This is a genomic window from Salmonella sp. 741265073_HBA, from assembly GCF_046569105.1.
Lineage (GTDB): Bacteria > Pseudomonadota > Gammaproteobacteria > Enterobacterales > Enterobacteriaceae > Salmonella > Salmonella enterica.
Genome location: NZ_JBKFRY010000004.1, coordinates 137,956 through 154,222, shown reverse-complemented (window position 1 = coordinate 154,222; position 16,267 = coordinate 137,956). Strand labels below are relative to the sequence as shown.

The following is a 16,267-nucleotide window of genomic DNA, read 5'->3' as shown; positions in this document are numbered from 1 at the left end:
TCCGGAAACAAGGATTAATCTTATAAAATCAGCATTAAAATGCTCCAGATAACTCCTTGTTACTTAAGTCCTTTATACAAAACTAAAACGGCAGTCAACACTCGTTTCAGCCAACTTGCCGCTTCGAATGTTCACTGCCGTTATTATGTTTATCACCAACCATTTATCACGGTTGTTAATACTTATTCATGCAGAAGCTGCTCTATGCTCTTACGGAACTTCGCTCCTTCTTTCAGGTTGCGCAGCCCGTACTTCACAAATGCCTGCATGTAGCCCATTTTTTTACCGCAGTCATAGCTGTCACCCGTCATTAGCATCGCGTCAACCGACTGTTTTTTCGCCAGTTCAGCAATGGCATCGGTGAGCTGGATGCGGCCCCAGGCGCCCGGTTCGGTTCTTTCCAGTTCCGCCCAGATGTCGGCTGAAAGCACATAACGGCCTACCGCCATCAAATCGGAATCCAGCGTCTGCGGCTGATCCGGTTTTTCGATAAACTCCACAATCCGGCTGACTTTGCCTTCATTATCCAGAGGTTCTTTCGTCTGGATAACGGAATACTCCGATAAATCACCTTTCATGCGCTTCGCCAGCACCTGACTGCGACCCGTTTCATTGAAACGCGCCACCATCGCCGCAAGGTTATAGCGCAGCGGATCGGCGGTAGCATCATCAATAATAATATCCGGGAGTACCACAATGAAAGGGTTATCGCCCACGACCGGACGCGCGCACAGAATAGAGTGCCCCAGCCCTAACGGCTGCGCCTGGCGAACGTTCATAATCGTTACGCCCGGTGGGCAGATAGATTGCACTTCCGCCAAAAGCTGACGCTTAACGCGCTGTTCAAGAAGTGATTCAAGTTCATAAGAGGTGTCGAAGTGGTTCTCAACGGCGTTTTTAGACGCGTGAGTCACCAGTACGATTTCTTTGATCCCTGCAGCCACAATCTCATCGACAATGTACTGAATCATTGGCTTGTCGACGATCGGTAGCATCTCTTTTGGGATTGCCTTGGTGGCAGGCAACATATGCATACCCAAACCCGCTACCGGTATAACTGCTTTCAAATTCATCATTGTTTCTTCCACCTGTAAAATGGTTGCTGAATTATAGCTCTTTAGCTTGTTTTCGCCAGCATGAATTACTCTGCTGCCAGGGATAATGATGGCACGCTCTACATTACGTCTTAGTCGGCACCATAACATTAAGTATGAACAACTTTTTCCCAGGAATTTTCGTAAAAATAGCGGTACTTACCCTCCCCGCTTCGGCAGCGGAAAATTCACCGCTTCGACATTCACGGTTTGGTGATTAATCCTGTCGATATCCACGGAACTCTGCCCGTTTTCATTGATGGCATGAACATTAGCGAGGGAAAGCAGCGTGTCCTGGCGGGCCATAAATTGACCACGGACATCTTTACGCAAATCGAAGCGCATTTTTAACGCCGGGCCAATGACTGAAGTTTGCATCACGTCGATATTACGCAGAAAAAGATGCTGTGGTTGATTATGCAGTTCCAGCGTAGCACGCGTCATCCGTACGTTGGTGATGGCGACAAAAGAGGGGGCGTTACCGGAGGAAATTTGAATGCCGCGTAATTTATAAGCAACCTGGCGATTATCCAACCGAATAGCGTTTAATTTAAAGTTTTGCGGAATTGACAGGTATTTGCCTTTAACGACGCCATAGCCGATGAGCATCCCGGCACTATTCGTCATATCAATATTATCAATGACGAAATTATCACAGCCATAAATTGCGATCGTTGCGTTATCAATACCCGCATTTTTACTGAAATCGGGCGTGATGTTTTTGGCTTTGACATTGCGAATGACGAAATGTTTGCCATTTTCTACGTGCACCAACTGTCGGCAATCAGATCCGGTAATATTGGCCACCACAAAGTTTTTTACTGCCTGGTCTTCAGGATAACTGTTGTCATAGGTGCTACCCGCCAGCCCGATGCCGATCCCCCAGTTGATTTTGCCATTGGTACAATCAATGCGTTCGATGACATGATCGGAAATCAGGATATCGCGGTCGTGAATCGCGACATTCCACTCAATGGCGTCCCCCTGCAAATCGCTAAAGCGGCTATGCGTAATCCGCGCGCCATCCATTTGGTTATGAAATCCCTGGCGGAGAATGGCGTAGTTGGCGTGGGTAACGGTGATGTCATCGATAATGAGATTACGCATCACCTGCGGTTCCTTACCACCAATGAAAATTTGCGCGACGGGGCCAAAGCCGCTCATCGTCACGCCTTTAATCACACAGTCCGACCCGCGAACATCCAGCGTCACATTGTGCAGACTGCCGCCCTGCTCCCCCACCACCTGACACCCGTCCTGCAAAATAAACCGTCCCCGGCCATTCCCACGCACCGCGCCCTGTATCCGCAGCGTTTTTCCCGCCGGAATCGTTATCGCCGCATTGATATTTTCACACACCCATCCTGGCGGTACGACCACGGTCTGCCCGTCGCCGAAGGCCTGTTTGAACGAGGCGATACCGTCATCCGCCGGATAATCCTTAATATCGACGGTCTGGCGAGGTTCACGCGCCTGTACCGGCAAGGCGCGTAGAAAAGGGAGAACAGCAAGCGCGGAACCTGCCGTCAGGAGGGTACGTCGGGAGAATTTAGTCGTGGGCATACCACCTCGTTTATATCGTTTGTAGCAGGCTGGCTAACTGGCGATTAATCGCCTGCTGATTAAAATCTTGCGCCACTTTTTCACGGGCGCGCGTGATCACCGACTCCAGCGTGTCGTGGTCAATCCGGCTGAACTCAGCGAGTCGGGCCGCCAGCGCCTGCGCATCGTTTTCCGGCACCAGCCAGCCGGATTTGCCGGCCTCCACCAGTTCCGGAATACCGCTATGCACGGTAGATACCACGGGAATCCCTACCGCCATTGCCTCCATCAGCGCCACCGGAATACCTTCCATATCGCCATCCGTACCGGTAATCGACGGCAGCAAAAAAACATCGGCGTCATCCAGCATCGCCTTCACTTCATGGCTCGGTTTAAACCCCGGCATCTCAATGACATCCTCTAGCTGATACTGCTCGATGAGCGTGCGCAGCCGACGTTCCCACGGGCCAATCCCCAGAATGCGGTAGCGAAACGCCACGCCCTGCGCTTTCAGTTGCCGACAGGCTTCAATCGCCACATGCAGGCCTTTTTTCTCGGTCAGGCGCGCGACGGAAATCATCTCCAGCGGCATCCCTGGCGCTTTCACCGGACGATGAGTAAAACGCGTCATGTCGACGCCCATGCGCGAAACGGCAATCTTTTCCGGCGGGCAGCCCATACTTTTCAGGCGACCGGCCCACAGATCGCTGATGGGCAGCATCAGATCGCCACGACGAAACAACTGCTGATACTCCGGCGTGTAATGCCTGAGCACCTCGCGGCTGGAGATATCAATCCCGTGGAAAATAGTCGCGATTTTGCCGCGAAGCACGCCCAGTTCGCGTAGTTTGGCCGCCGTCACGCCCGCCGGACCAAAGTGCGCGATGAACACATCCGCCACAAAAGGCTGGCTCACCTGCGCGCAAATCGCGGAAAGGATCAAATTGCGTGATTCATCGCCATAGCGGGTAAAATTGAGCGCTTTCCAGGTCGCCGCCCGATGCAGCCCCGGCAGCGTTTTACATGCCCGGTAGCGCAGTTTCGCCAGCCGTCCCTGGGGCTCATCCTGTAACCAGCGGGTTTTCGCCGCCAGGCCATACTTCTCCCAGGCGGCGTGAGTATGTTGGGTATCGCCTTTTTGTAACGCGACAATCTCCACCTCATGGCCCATATCAATAAACGCAGTAATCTGATTCAGCACAAAGGTTTCCGATGAAAGTGGAAATTTCAGCAGAAAAAAGCTGACTTTCATTGTTCCTCCCGAATTCTGTCGAGAACGGATTTGATCATCGTGAACCCTTTCGCCCGCTCCTCGGTGACGGCGTTAGCCACTTTTGCCTTTAGCGCAGGCAATTGATTGAGCGTATCGGCCACCACGCTTTGTAATGAACCGTTCAGCAAGTGACGGATATCAATAGCCAATTCCGCCAGGCCTAGCTGCTGCATAATCCCGGCGGATTTATGTTCATAATTAATGGCGATAGCGGGTGTGCCAAAATTCATGGAGATAATGGCGGAATGCAGGCGCGTCCCGATGGTCAGTACGCAGGATGCGAGGATCTTTCCGATTTCCACGTCATTGAGTTCGTCCATCGCGATATGGAAATGCTCTGAGTCGTTTACATACTTCGCCATCCGTAACGCAACCATCCGGTCATCGCGGTTATAGCGATCGATACTGGTGCAGGTCGACAGCGCCAGTACCTGATAACCGTCCGCAATCAGGCGATTCACGACCTGGGCAAATGCCTGCTCATAGGCCTGCTGAGTGGTGCCCAGGCGTTTATCAAACGGCTCCAGATCGCGCAACGTAATCGCGACGGTTTTGCGGCGCGCGGTGACGTCCAGCCAGTGCTGGACAGCATAACTGGCAACAAACTCGTCGTGACGGCGTTCGACTAACCAGGCGGTATCCACCCCCTGCTCCACTTTCCGGGTATCGATCTGCGCGGCGGTCATCAGATCGCGGCTGACGGTTTCACGCAGGATCAACGCACTGGTGCGTCCAAAAATATAATTGGCGAGCTGGTTAAAGTCAGGGTTCTGGAAAGGGCCGACGCTATGTCCCACCATATAAATTGGTTTGTTCGCCATAAACGCGCACAGCGGATATTCAAAGTGAGTCAAACCGTATAAGTCGACATAGTTTGAACCGCCCACCTGAATGACGGCGTCATACTGCGCAATAAATTGCGCGAATTCGGCAAATTCCGGCGCGATAGCAAAATTACGCAGCGATCCTTCCTGGGCGACTTTAGACAATAAAATTTTATGCTGAAAACGACGGCGTAATACTTTTTTCACCCGACCGTTAAGCCCTGCCGCCGCCTGCTGTTTCTGGCTTAACTGATACAGCGGGTCGGCAATAATCGGGCGCCCCTGCAACCAGGCGGAACTCACCGGGAAACGACTCATTACATCCATTTCCGCCTCTGGCGCCTGTTGACGGATGGCATCAAGCAAACCGCGCATAATGGCGCTATCACCACGGTTGCCGCATGTGTGGTTGCCTAAAATTAATAATTTCATAAATAGCCTCTTATATCCCCGTCATCCGACACGTAATAACTTTTTCATTTTTGCACTGCCAACAAGCTGATTTTTAATTTCCATCACCAGCGCATTGCGTGAAAAAATAATCATTAAAATAAAACTCAAAATACCGACCATAACCTGTAGCGCGAATACCCCCGACAACGGTAAATAACCGTCGACCAGCTTTCCTGCGCCGTAGCTGGTAATAAATGTTGGCAATGAGAGATAAAACGGTAGCCACAGGCTGAGAATATACTGACGATAGCTGGAGCCGAGTACCGGCTTAATCATCACGAAATAGCTCAGAATGGTGTTGATGATTTGCACCACCAGGAACCCCAGCGTCACGCCAATCGCCCCCGCCAGATGGCCGCCAATGAGAATTGCCGGGATAAACAGAAACGTTTTAAAGACGTTGAACTTAAAGCTGATATCCACGCGCGCTTTCGCCATCAGCAGCGAACCAATCGGGTTGCCGACCGAGCGCAACAGCCCCACCACGCACAGCAATTGCAGGATCGGGATAATGCTGTTCCACTTCTCGCCAAACACTAACGGCACAAAATTGTTCGCCACTACCATCAGGCCCAACAGCGCGGGAAAATTGATAATTCCCACCACGGAAAGCAACTTATAGAAGTTGACGCGCAGCTTCTCGGTATCGTCCTGGATTTTGGCGAATGCCGGAAATAGCACGCGAGTAATGATGGGGTTAAGCTTCGCCGGCGGCACAACCGCCACGTTGTACGCGAGGTTATATCCCCCGGCGACGCTTGCGCCGAGAATTCTCGCCAGTACCAGCGTCGATAAATTCGTGTTGATGTAATTGACGATACTGTCTGCCGTCAGCCACGCGCCAAAACGCAGGTTCGTGGACACCGATGCCAGCGAAAAATGCAGCCCCGGACGGTAAATCTTGCGGCCAAAGAAACCAAAGAGCAGCGTTCGCACCGCACTGTTCACCAGATAGCCGAGAATCGCGGTTAACGCCAGCGGCCAGTAATGGGCGCTAATCACCGTAAAGGTGAACCCCGCCAGCACGGAGGTCGTTTCGATCATGCCGATCTTATTGAACTCCAGCTCTTTTTGCATCAGCGCGCGGAACTGCTGCCCGTGAGGGATCACAATAAACGCCAGCGACAACGTTTTGATTAACGGCGCGAGATCCGGGTTATGCAAAACATGGGCAATCGCATCGCTCAGCCAAAAGACCACCGCAAATACCACAATCCCAAGCCCAACGTTTAGCCAGTAGAGCGTGGTCAGCTCCAGATGCCCAATCGTTTTACGCTGGATAATCGAGTTCGCGATGCCAAAGTCCGAGATCGTGTCGGCCAGCGCGATAATCACCAGCGAGACGGTCAACAGGCCAAACTGGTGGTTGTCGATGATCCGCGCCAGCACCGTCATCTGAATTAACCCCAGACCGATAATCACTATCGTGGCGATAGCCGACCATTTAGCGCCACTGATCGTTTTTTGTCGTAAACTCATTCTTTTCTCCAGAACCTGTTCACAAGGCGTCATTGGCGCAGCCAGATTGAGCACTGCCCTGGTGCAATATGGCAAGTAAAATAGCCTTGTGGGTCAGGTTCTTAATACGCCGCTTTATTAACAAACCCTTTAAAAATCGTCAGAAAAACGATTTTGATATCGAACCAAATACTCCATTCGCGGATGTATTCCAGGTCGAATTCCACGCGTTTTTCCATTTTCTCCAGCGTATCGGTCTCACCGCGCCAGCCATTAATTTGCGCCCAGCCGGTGATGCCCGGCTTCATCTTGTGGCGTAGCATGTAACCTTCAATCAACTGACGATACTGTTCGTTGTGCGCCACCGCGTGAGGACGAGGACCGACGATGGACATCCCGCCAGTTAATACGTTGATAAACTGCGGCAATTCATCCAGCGAGGTACGACGCAAAAAGTTACCTACCCGAGTGACGCGCGGATCGTTTTGCGTCGCCTGGGTAACGACCTTATCGTTCTCCATCACCTTCATTGAGCGGAACTTCCAGACTTTGATCGGCTTGCCGTCCATCCCGTAGCGCGTCTGACGGAAAATCACCGGCCCGGGCGAGCTCAATTTGACCGCCAGCGCAATGCAGCACAGTACCGGTGAGATGAGCAGCAGAATCAGCGACGCCAGCACGATATCTTCTGCCCGTTTAAGCAGACGGTTAATCCCTGACAGCGGCGTGTCATACAGCGGAACGACCGGAACGCCGCTCATCTCCTCCACGCGCGAGTGGAGAATATTAAAGGTGAACACATCGGGAATAAGGATCACCGAGCAGGTGGTGTCGGCCAGCTCGCGCACCAGTTTTTTCACCATGGCGCCGTCGCTCATCGACATGGCGATATAAACATTGTGAATTCGCGAGGCTTTCGCATCGTCAATTAACTGCTCGAAGTTCCCGGCCCAATCAGCAGAGACGCCGCCCGGTTTAGGATCGTGATAGACGCCCACCACCTCAAAACCCAGCCACGGCTCATTACGGAAGCTATCCAGCAACGTCTGGCCCGCAGGCAAATCCCCGGCGACGGCGACCCGGCGAGTGTTATAACCACGATTGCGTAGCCAGCCCGCGCCGAAACGAATAAATGAACGGCATAACACTAAGCCCAGGCTGGACAGCGCATACCAGGCCAGCCAGGTGGCGAGGCGGTTGTCAAAGTCATCATTAAACGCCACCAGACCGGCGCTGAAGATCAGGCTCAGCGTCCAGTTTTGCAGTAACAGCGTTAACTCTGTCGACATTTTGACGCCGCGCCAGGAGCGATAAAAATCGGTCATCCCGCCCAGCATTTGAAAAACAACCAGCGTAATCAGCGCCACCAACAGGTGCATGTACAGGAATGGCAGTCCACTGACTTCACAGATGAACCACAGCCCGCCAAACATGATGGTGATATCTGAAAAGCGTTGCACCATAGAGATTAACGATGCATTGGTTTTGGCTCGTTCGCGCTTTTTTAGATTTGTCATCGTTGTTCCTGTGATTGGCCCCTTACCCGCAGGCGGTAAGGGGAGATCTGACGTTACTGATTCAGCAGCGCCAGCAGAGTGCGTGTTCGCGCTTCCATCAGCGGAATATCGCCGCGTGATTCCACATTCAGGCGCACCACCGGTTCGGTGTTCGACGAGCGCAGGTTGAAACGCCAGTCCGGGAATGACATGCTGAGACCGTCCGTGCGATCCACCGCCTGCGCCTCTTCCGCGAAGTGCGCTTCCACCCGCGCGATGGCCGCCGCCGGCTCCGCCAGCCTGCTGTTGATTTCCCCGCTCGCCGGGAACGCCGCCATCCGGTCACGGACCAGTTCACCCAGCGACTGCCCCTTCAGGCACACCAGCTCCGCCACCAGCAGCCACGGGATCATCCCGCTGTCGCAGTAGGCAAAATCACGGAAATAGTGATGCGCGCTCATTTCCCCGCCATAAATGGCATCCTCCGTACGCATCCGCTCCTTGATAAAGGCGTGCCCGGTTTTTGACATCACCGGCGTCCCGCCCGCCGCCGTCACCACTGCCTCCGTGTTCCAGGTCAGGCGCGGGTCGTGGATAATCTTCGCCCCCGGATGTTTTTCCAGAAACGCTTCCGCCAGCAGCCCGACGATGTAGTACCCCTCGATAAACTGCCCTTTCTCATCGAACAGGAAGCAGCGGTCGAAGTCGCCGTCAAAGGCGATGCCCATGTCCGCCCCGTGTTCAATAACGGCCTTGCGGGTGTCGTCGCGACACTCCGGCAGCAACGGGTTGGGAATGCCGTTCGGGAAGGTGCCGTCCGGGGTGTTGTGGATTTTGATGAACTCCACCGGCGCGCCCAGCGCCTTCAGACGCGCTTCGATGGCGTCAATGACCGGCCCCGCCGCGCCGTTGCCGGAATTCACCACCAGCTTCAGCGGGGTGAGATTGCTGACGCTGATATAGCCCAGCAGGTGGTCGATGTAGGCGTCGCGCAGGCTGATTTGTCTGTAGCTGCCGCGCGCGGCCTCGTTCACCGGCGGGAAGTCGCCCGCTTCCGCCAGACGCTGAACGTCGCGCAGACCGGTGTCGCCGCTTATCGGGCGGGCGCCCTCGCGCACCAGCTTCATACCGTTGTAGTCCATCGGATTATGGCTGGCGGTCACTTCAATACCGCCGTCCACGCCGAGGTGGAAGGTGGCGAAGTAAATCTCTTCGGTGCCGGACATACCGATATCCAGCACGTCAACGCCCGCGTCCTGTAACCCTTTTGCCAGCGCCATCTTCAGCGCCTCGCTGGTCAGGCGCACGTCGCCGCCCAGCACGATGGTTTTCGGTTTTAAATATTCGCCATAGGCGCGGCCAATCCGCCACGCGATATCTTCATTGAGCTCTTCGCCCAGCCTGCCGCGAATGTCGTAGGCCTTGAAACAGGTTAATTTTGTCATGTGCTTACCCTTCTTCAGGCAACAGTTAGCCCTGACCGTAAATGGCCAACATCGTTATTGTTGTTCATTGCCGGATGGCGCGTTGCGCTTACCGGGCACCATTGCAGGCGTCAGACCCGCCCGTAACGATCCTCGAACCGCACCACGTCGTCCTCTTCGAGATACGAGCCGGAACGCACTTCAATTAAATCGAGCGGTATTTTTCCCGGATTTTCCAGGCAGTGGGTCGCCCCCAGCGGAATATAGATGGACTCATTTTCACCGAGCAGCTTAACCTCGCCGTTGATGGTGACTCTGGCGGTCCCCGCCACCACCACCCAGTGCTCGGCGCGGTGATGGTGCATCTGCACCGACAGTCCTTCCCCCGGCTTGACGGTAATGCGCTTCACCTGATAGCGCTCGCCCGCGTCGATGGAGTCGTATTTGCCCCACGGACGGTAAACCTCGCGGTGCATGTGGTGCTCATGGCGTCCGTCGGCCTTGATCTTCTCCACCACCTTTTTCACGTCCTGCACCGCGTGGCGATCGGCAATCAGAACGGCGTCTTTGGTCTGCACCACCACCAGATCCTTCACACCGACGGTGGTCACCAGGCCGGATTCGGCGTAAACGTAGCTGTTTTCCGTTTTATGGCTGATGACGTCGCCGTGGTGGACATTTCCCTCCGGGGTGTGGGCGCTGATTTCCCACAGCGAGGACCACGAGCCGACATCGCTCCAGCCCGCGTCCATTGGCATCACCACCGCGTCCGCCGTCCGCTCCATCACCGCGTAGTCAATGGACTCTTCCGGACAGGCGAGGAAGGCCTCTTCATCCACACGAATGAAGTCAAGATCCGGATCGACGCCGCGCATCGCCTGTTCACAGGCGGCCAGAATATCGGGGCGGAACTTTTTCAGCTCTTCCAGATAGCGTCCGGCGCGGAACAGAAACATGCCGCTGTTCCAGTAGTAATCGCCGCTGGCGACGTAGGCCTGAGCGGTTTCCAGCCCCGGCTTCTCAACGAACTGCGCCACCTCAAAAGCCACCGCATCCGTCGCGCCCGGCACGACATCACCGCGCCGGATATAGCCATAGCCGGTTTCCGGCAGATCCGGCACGATACCGAAGGTCACCAGTTTGCCCGCGTCGGCATAGGGCATGGCGCCGCGCACCGCGTCGCGGAAGGCCTCTTCATTGGCGATCGCATGATCCGCCGCCAGTACCAGCATCAGCGGATCGCAGTCCGTATGCTGGCGAGTCGCCGCCAGCGCCGCCAACGCAATCGCCGGCGCGGTATTGCGCCCGGCGGGCTCAAGAATAATGTTCTCCGTCAGCTTATTGAGCTGGCGGAGCTGTTCGGCAACGATAAAACGGTGCTGTTCGTTGCAGATAACCACCGGGCTTTCGCACTCCACGCCGTTCAGACGGCAAATGGTGGTTTGCAGCATGGTGAGATCGCCTTTCAGGCACAGAAACTGTTTTGGATAAAGCACGCGAGAAAGCGGCCACAATCGGCTACCGGAGCCACCGGCCATCACAACCGGGTAAAGTTTTGTCTGACGCATTATCATCCCCGAATATCTGCAATAAATTGGCGTAGCACGTTCTCTTTATTGAGCGTGCGTTCGGCGTATTCACGTGCCGTCGTGTTGTTTTTCGGCATGGCGAGCGCCTGGCTAATCCCGTTAACCAGCGCGTCGGTCGACTCCGGTTCCACGCAAACGGCGATGCCCGGATAACGCGCGCAAAGTTGTCCTAATTCGGTGTGCGGCTCAGCGGTAATCACCGCATTACCGCCAACCGCCAGAATGTTAGTCAGCTTGGAGGGCAGTACCGCATCCGCCGCGCCGCGCTTTTGCACCACCAGATGGCAGTCGCCCATTTTCAGCAGCGCGGGTAAGGCGTCGTAAGGCTGCAGCGGGAGGAATTTAATATTTGGCAGGCCGCGTTCGCGGGCCATGTTCTCCAGCCGCGCCTTGCCGCCCCCCTGGCCGACAATCGCAAAAATCAACGGTCGATCGCGTAATCGTTCCGCGGCGTCAATCACCTTTTCCAGCCCTTGCTTTTCGCCGATATTGCCGGAATAAAGCACGATTTTTTTACCCTCTGGCAAGCCAAGCTGCTGACGCAAAGCCGTCACGTCAGCGTCATTAACGTCCTGAAAGCGCGCCACTTCCGACCAGTTCGGAAAAAAGAGGATTTTTTCCGCCGCGACGCCCTTTTTCCGCGCTTTATTCATCATGGAGCGAGAGATGGTCGAAACATTATCAACGTTACGCAGCGCGCTACGTTCAAAGGCCGTTGCTAACCGCGCTACGCTGCCGCGCTTACCTTTTCCCGCCATTCCTAAGCCGAGCATGGCATCCACTTCGTAATCCTGAATATGCAGTACGGTACGCGCGCCGGAGAGTGTCGCCAGCAGGCGCATTCCCGGCGTACAAAAGAGCGTCGGTACAACGCCGATAATCCGATCCGGCTTCCAGCGACGCTGCGCCATCAGTGGGAAAAAACTGCTCAATGCAAAGCTCCCCAGATGAAGCAACCGTTTTAAGGTGGAGGGCTGTTTCGGCACATACAGCGGGCAACGCCAGACGGTAGCCTCGCCCTCTTCCCGGCGATAGCGCCAGGCGGAATAGCGCTCGCCGACCTTCCACTGCGGGTAGTACGGCGGCGCGGTGATTACCCGCACCTCATGGCCTTCCCGCGCCATCCACGCCACCATTTCGCCGGTATATTTGCCGATACCGGTCAGTTCCGGCGAATAGTTAATGCCATAGACCAGGATCTTCATAGGCCCACCGCCGGCGCGTCAGGAAAGAAGTAGGCCCGACTGTTCTCATGAACATTATCGCCTGCCAGAAGCTGTTCCGGCGTCAGCCAGCGGTAACTGCCATGCTGGGTATTAGGCAGATGTAAATCGCTCTCCGCCACGCGCAGACGAAAGCCGAGCACGATGTAGTGAGTTGAAAAATCCTCACCGGAAAAGTTGTCGTCATAGAAGTGCTGCCAGACGCCATAAAACGTCCCTGCCGCCAGCGGCAGACGCACGCCCAGTTCCGCCTGCGTCAGGCGTGCAAAGGCGGCCTCCAGCGTTTCGTCTTTGCACACCCGCCCCCCCGGCACAAACCAGTAGCCCTGCGCCGGACGGTTGAGACGCTGGCCCAGTAAAATTTCCCCCTGGCCGTTTTCCACAATGAAATCGAGGGAGATGAGGGGCGTGGTCCGCACCACGGCGGCGAAATCTTCCTGACGTAAAAACATTGTCACCCCCGGAACCGTTGCTGATTCTCAAGGAACCACTGGTAAGTACCGGCAAGCCCTGCCTCCAGTGAAATTTCGTGATACCAGCCAAGCTGATGCAGGCGCGTGACGTCGAGCAATTTACGCGGCGTGCCGTCCGGCTTCGCGGCGTCGAACACCACCCGGCCCTGGTAACCCACCACCTTTGCGATGGTCTGCGCCAGCTCGCGGATGGTGCAGTCCACGCCAGTGCCGACGTTAATGTGCGACAGCATCGGGGCAGTGTTCTCCTGCCACACTTCGCGCGCCAGCTCCATCACGTGAATACTGGCCGCCGCCATATCGTCAACGTGCAGAAATTCACGCATCGGCGTGCCGCTGCCCCACACCACCACCTCCGGCGCGTGGCTCTGCGCAGCCTCATGAAAGCGACGCAGCAGCGCCGGGATCACATGTGAATTGTCCGGGTGGAAATTGTCATGCGGGCCGTACAGGTTGGTCGGCATCACCGAACGGTAGTCGCGACCGTACTGCCGGTTGTAGGACTCGCACAGTTTAATCCCGGCGATCTTGGCGATGGCATACGGCTCGTTGGTCGGCTCCAGCGTCCCCTGCAGCAGCTCGCTTTCCGCCATCGGCTGCCTTGCCAGTTTCGGATAGATACAGGACGAACCGAGAAACAGCAGTTTGTTCACGTTGTGCAGGTGCGCGGCGTGAATAATGTTGCTCTCTATCATCATGTTTTCATAAATAAAATCCGCCGGATACGTGTTGTTGGCGACAATGCCGCCCACTTTCGCCGCCGCCAGATAAACCTGGTCGATACCCGCCCCGGCAAAGAACGCCTGTACCGCACGCCCGTCGAGCAGATCCAGCTCATCGCGGGTGCGCAGTACCAATTCCACGTCGCCGCGCTGCGCAAGCTGCCGTACAATGGCGGAGCCCACCATCCCGCGATGGCCCGCCACAAAAATTCGTTGCTTATTCATTCTCAGGACTCCAGCGCGATGGCCACCTCGTAACCGTGAGATTTCAGCAGTGAGTGTTTTTTCGCGGCTTCCAGATCGTTCGCCACCATCTCGGAGACCATCTCCGACAGGGTGATTTCCGGTTTCCAGCCCAGTTTCTCATGCGCTTTGGACGGGTCGCCCAGCAGGGTTTCCACTTCCGCCGGACGGAAATAACGCGGATCAACGGCCACAATCACATCCCCCGGTTTCACGCCCGGCGCATCGTGTCCGGTAACGGATACCACGATCCCTTTCTCATTAATGCCTTCGCCTTCAAAGCGCAGTTTTATCCCCAGTTGCGCCGCCGCCAGCTCCACAAACTGGCGTACGGAATACTGCACGCCGGTGGCAATCACGAAATCTTCCGGCTGCTCCTGCTGTAACATCATCCACTGCATCCGCACGTAATCTTTCGCATGGCCCCAGTCGCGCAACGAGTCCATGTTGCCGAGATACAGGCAGGACTCCAGTCCCTGCGCGATATTGGCGATGGCGCGGGTGATCTTACGGGTGACGAAGGTTTCGCCGCGACGCGGGGACTCGTGGTTAAACAGAATGCCGTTACAGGCGTAAATACCGTAGGATTCACGGTAGTTGACGGTGATCCAGTAGGCGTACAGTTTCGCTACCGCATAGGGGGAACGCGGGTAGAACGGCGTGGTCTCTTTCTGCGGAATTTCCTGCACCAGACCGTACAGTTCAGAGGTGGAGGCCTGGTAGAACCGCGTTTTCTTTTCAAGACCGAGGAAGCGGATCGCCTCCAGCAGGCGCAGCGTGCCCATCGCATCCACATCGGCGGTATATTCCGGCGACTCAAACGACACCGCCACGTGGCTCATCGCGCCCAGGTTGTAGACCTCATCCGGCTGCACTTCCTGTAAAATGCGGGTCAGGTTGGAGGCGTCGGTCAGGTCGCCATAATGCAGATGAAATTTCGGGTTGCAGCTGTGCGGATCCTGATAAATATGGTCCACGCGCTCGGTATTAAACGATGACGCGCGGCGCTTGATACCATGCACCTCATACCCTTTTTCCAGCAGAAATTCTGCCAGGTAAGACCCATCCTGTCCGGTTACGCCAGTAATGAGAGCGACTTTTGACATTTTCATTTCCTCAAATAGTCCCGTTAGGGAGTAACTTTCTGAACGCGCTGGCGCGTTACCACTGCGGGATTGCCCCGACAAATCGCATTTGCCGGTAATGATTTAAATACGCTGCTGCGCGCGCCGACGACGGTGCCATAACCTATCGTCACGCCGGGCGCGACAAAAACATCGGTCGCCAGCCAACATTTTTCGCCAATAACAATCGGCGCGGCATTAATATCGAAATGGGCGCTGGTATAATCATGGCTACCGGTACACAAATACCCTTTTTGTGAAATGACCGCATGTGCGCCAATATTAATTTCACCCAACGTATATAACACAGCGTCGTCGCCTACCCAGGCATAATCGCCGACGGTTAATTTCCACGGATAGGTAATTTTTACTGACGGTCGGATAACCACATTCTTTCCAATTTTGGCGCCAAACAGACGCAGCAAAAAGGCTCGCCAGCGATACAATATTTGCGGCGACCCGGCGAATAATGTCGCCTGTACCGCCCACCATAATTGTACTTTTAGCGCATTAGCGCCGCGGAACCCTTTCGGCACCGAAAAGCCGCTAAGATCCTGCATAATAACTCCCGGTGATTAGACTTTGTTATACCGCGCTTTTGTTTTACCCGTCGTTTTCAGACGTAATAAATAGGATAATTGCGCCCAAAATCCTGGCACACGTAATATTTTTCGCTGTACATTTTTTGCATCCTGACATAATTCCAGATTATTCGAGGTTGACACGCCGCCCATCGAAAATTCAGATACCAGTCCGTTAATTCGCCGAAAAGGATAGCCTGCTTTATAGAGACGGGCCGCCAGCGCATAATCTGAAGAGACATGATATTGCAGATCATAAGGATACTTTTTTAACGCTGCCGTCGGGAAAAATATCGCCTGATGGCTGGCTGGCAAACTATGGTAGATATAATACCCGGGTTTAGCCTTCCGGCGTATTTTATGCCCGCCGCCGAAATCCAGCAGCGCGTCGCCAATATACATCGCCTCGCCCTTTTGTCGCGCCAGTTGGCGGACAAACAGCGCGGCATCATCATGGAACGCATCACCGGAATTAAGAAACAGGGTATAGCGCCCCTGCGCCAGCGCAATGCCTTTGTTCATGGCATCATAAATACCGCGATCCTTTTCACTGATAAAACGCAGGTTAAACTCACCGTGACGTTTTTGCAGAAATTCGCGCGTGCCGTCCTCCGAACCGCCATCCACTACGATCCATTCAAATGACAGACCCGGATCGCGCGCCAGATTGCGCAGCGAGCGCCAGGTTTTTACCACCCCTTCGTAATTGCGAAAGGCGACGGTAACGACGCTTAAAAACATGCCACCA

The 16,267-nt window shown here is 54.9% G+C and carries 14 protein-coding genes; all 14 read right to left on the bottom strand.

Annotation, left to right across the window (positions count from 1 at the left end):
• Nucleotides 1-182: 182 nt before the first annotated feature.
• On the bottom strand, nt 183-1,076 hold the full coding sequence (gene galF / locus ACLD3P_RS08035; RefSeq protein ID WP_000981469.1) for a GalU regulator GalF: 894 nt from the start codon (nt 1,074-1,076) through the stop codon (nt 183-185).
• 177 nt (nt 1,077-1,253) lie between these two features.
• On the bottom strand, nt 1,254-2,657 hold the full coding sequence (wcaM, locus tag ACLD3P_RS08030; protein WP_131046428.1) for a colanic acid biosynthesis protein WcaM: 1,404 nt from the start codon (nt 2,655-2,657) through the stop codon (nt 1,254-1,256).
• A gap of 10 nt (nt 2,658-2,667) precedes the next feature.
• Nucleotides 2,668-3,888, bottom strand: coding sequence for a colanic acid biosynthesis glycosyltransferase WcaL (gene wcaL / locus ACLD3P_RS08025; RefSeq protein ID WP_079981905.1), 1,221 nt, complete (start codon nt 3,886-3,888; stop codon nt 2,668-2,670).
• Complete coding sequence (gene wcaK / locus ACLD3P_RS08020; RefSeq protein ID WP_131046429.1) at nt 3,885-5,165, bottom strand: colanic acid biosynthesis pyruvyl transferase WcaK; 1,281 nt, start codon at nt 5,163-5,165, stop codon at nt 3,885-3,887. The genes wcaL and wcaK overlap by 4 nt, the downstream gene beginning before the upstream one ends.
• 21 nt (nt 5,166-5,186) lie before the next feature.
• The gene (gene wzxC, locus ACLD3P_RS08015; protein ID WP_131046430.1) at nt 5,187-6,665 is read right to left on the bottom strand and encodes a colanic acid undecaprenyl disphosphate flippase WzxC; all 1,479 of its coding nucleotides are present in this window, start codon (nt 6,663-6,665) and stop codon (nt 5,187-5,189) included.
• Nucleotides 6,666-6,766: 101 nt separating this feature from the next.
• Nucleotides 6,767-8,161, bottom strand: coding sequence for an undecaprenyl-phosphate glucose phosphotransferase (wcaJ, locus tag ACLD3P_RS08010; protein ID WP_000183166.1), 1,395 nt, complete (start codon nt 8,159-8,161; stop codon nt 6,767-6,769).
• A 53-nt stretch (nt 8,162-8,214) separates the two neighbouring features.
• Nucleotides 8,215-9,585 (bottom strand): colanic acid biosynthesis phosphomannomutase CpsG, encoded by a 1,371-nt coding sequence (gene cpsG, locus ACLD3P_RS08005; protein ID WP_131046431.1) that lies wholly within the window; start codon nt 9,583-9,585, stop codon nt 8,215-8,217.
• A gap of 110 nt (nt 9,586-9,695) precedes the next feature.
• A complete protein-coding gene (cpsB, locus tag ACLD3P_RS08000; RefSeq protein WP_000605946.1) occupies nt 9,696-11,138 on the bottom strand; it encodes a mannose-1-phosphate guanyltransferase in 1,443 nt (480 codons plus the stop codon).
• Nucleotides 11,135-12,358 carry a colanic acid biosynthesis fucosyltransferase WcaI gene (gene wcaI / locus ACLD3P_RS07995; protein ID WP_134944692.1) on the bottom strand — a complete coding sequence of 408 codons (1,224 nt, stop codon included), beginning with the start codon at nt 12,356-12,358 and terminating at the stop codon, nt 11,135-11,137. The genes cpsB and wcaI overlap by 4 nt, the downstream gene beginning before the upstream one ends.
• The gene (locus tag ACLD3P_RS07990) at nt 12,355-12,828 is read right to left on the bottom strand and encodes a GDP-mannose mannosyl hydrolase (RefSeq protein ID WP_131046433.1); all 474 of its coding nucleotides are present in this window, start codon (nt 12,826-12,828) and stop codon (nt 12,355-12,357) included. Before ACLD3P_RS07990 ends, wcaI begins: the two co-directional genes overlap by 4 nt.
• Nucleotides 12,829-12,830: 2 nt before the next feature.
• Nucleotides 12,831-13,796 carry a GDP-L-fucose synthase family protein gene (locus ACLD3P_RS07985; RefSeq protein WP_001041701.1) on the bottom strand — a complete coding sequence of 322 codons (966 nt, stop codon included), beginning with the start codon at nt 13,794-13,796 and terminating at the stop codon, nt 12,831-12,833.
• Nucleotides 13,797-13,798: 2 nt separating this feature from the next.
• The gene (gmd, locus tag ACLD3P_RS07980) at nt 13,799-14,920 is read right to left on the bottom strand and encodes a GDP-mannose 4,6-dehydratase (RefSeq protein ID WP_000048160.1); all 1,122 of its coding nucleotides are present in this window, start codon (nt 14,918-14,920) and stop codon (nt 13,799-13,801) included.
• Nucleotides 14,921-14,943: 23 nt separating this feature from the next.
• Entirely contained in the window at nt 14,944-15,498 is a 555-nt protein-coding gene (gene wcaF / locus ACLD3P_RS07975; protein WP_411006697.1) for a colanic acid biosynthesis acetyltransferase WcaF, read from the bottom strand.
• Between the two features lie 15 nt (nt 15,499-15,513).
• Nucleotides 15,514-16,260 carry a colanic acid biosynthesis glycosyltransferase WcaE gene (wcaE, locus tag ACLD3P_RS07970; RefSeq protein ID WP_000480132.1) on the bottom strand — a complete coding sequence of 249 codons (747 nt, stop codon included), beginning with the start codon at nt 16,258-16,260 and terminating at the stop codon, nt 15,514-15,516.
• Nucleotides 16,261-16,267 lie beyond the last annotated feature (7 nt).

Excerpts from the sequence above, each read along its gene's own strand:
- wcaE (WP_000480132.1), bottom strand. The coding sequence starts at position 16,260 with ATGTTTTTAAGCGTCGTTACCGTCGCCTTTCGCAATTACGAAGGGGTG.
- wcaM (WP_131046428.1), bottom strand. The coding sequence starts at position 2,657 with ATGCCCACGACTAAATTCTCCCGACGTACCCTCCTGACGGCAGGTTCC.
- gmd (WP_000048160.1), bottom strand. The coding sequence starts at position 14,920 with ATGTCAAAAGTCGCTCTCATTACTGGCGTAACCGGACAGGATGGGTCT.
- wcaL (WP_079981905.1), bottom strand. The coding sequence starts at position 3,888 with ATGAAAGTCAGCTTTTTTCTGCTGAAATTTCCACTTTCATCGGAAACC.
- wcaF (WP_411006697.1), bottom strand. The coding sequence starts at position 15,498 with ATGCAGGATCTTAGCGGCTTTTCGGTGCCGAAAGGGTTCCGCGGCGCT.
- wzxC (WP_131046430.1), bottom strand. The coding sequence starts at position 6,665 with ATGAGTTTACGACAAAAAACGATCAGTGGCGCTAAATGGTCGGCTATC.
- galF (WP_000981469.1), bottom strand. The coding sequence starts at position 1,076 with ATGATGAATTTGAAAGCAGTTATACCGGTAGCGGGTTTGGGTATGCAT.
- wcaK (WP_131046429.1), bottom strand. The coding sequence starts at position 5,165 with ATGAAATTATTAATTTTAGGCAACCACACATGCGGCAACCGTGGTGAT.
- ACLD3P_RS07985 (WP_001041701.1), bottom strand. The coding sequence starts at position 13,796 with ATGAATAAGCAACGAATTTTTGTGGCGGGCCATCGCGGGATGGTGGGC.
- wcaJ (WP_000183166.1), bottom strand. The coding sequence starts at position 8,161 with ATGACAAATCTAAAAAAGCGCGAACGAGCCAAAACCAATGCATCGTTA.
- wcaI (WP_134944692.1), bottom strand. The coding sequence starts at position 12,358 with ATGAAGATCCTGGTCTATGGCATTAACTATTCGCCGGAACTGACCGGT.
- ACLD3P_RS07990 (WP_131046433.1), bottom strand. The coding sequence starts at position 12,828 with ATGTTTTTACGTCAGGAAGATTTCGCCGCCGTGGTGCGGACCACGCCC.
- cpsG (WP_131046431.1), bottom strand. The coding sequence starts at position 9,585 with ATGACAAAATTAACCTGTTTCAAGGCCTACGACATTCGCGGCAGGCTG.
- cpsB (WP_000605946.1), bottom strand. The coding sequence starts at position 11,138 with ATGATAATGCGTCAGACAAAACTTTACCCGGTTGTGATGGCCGGTGGC.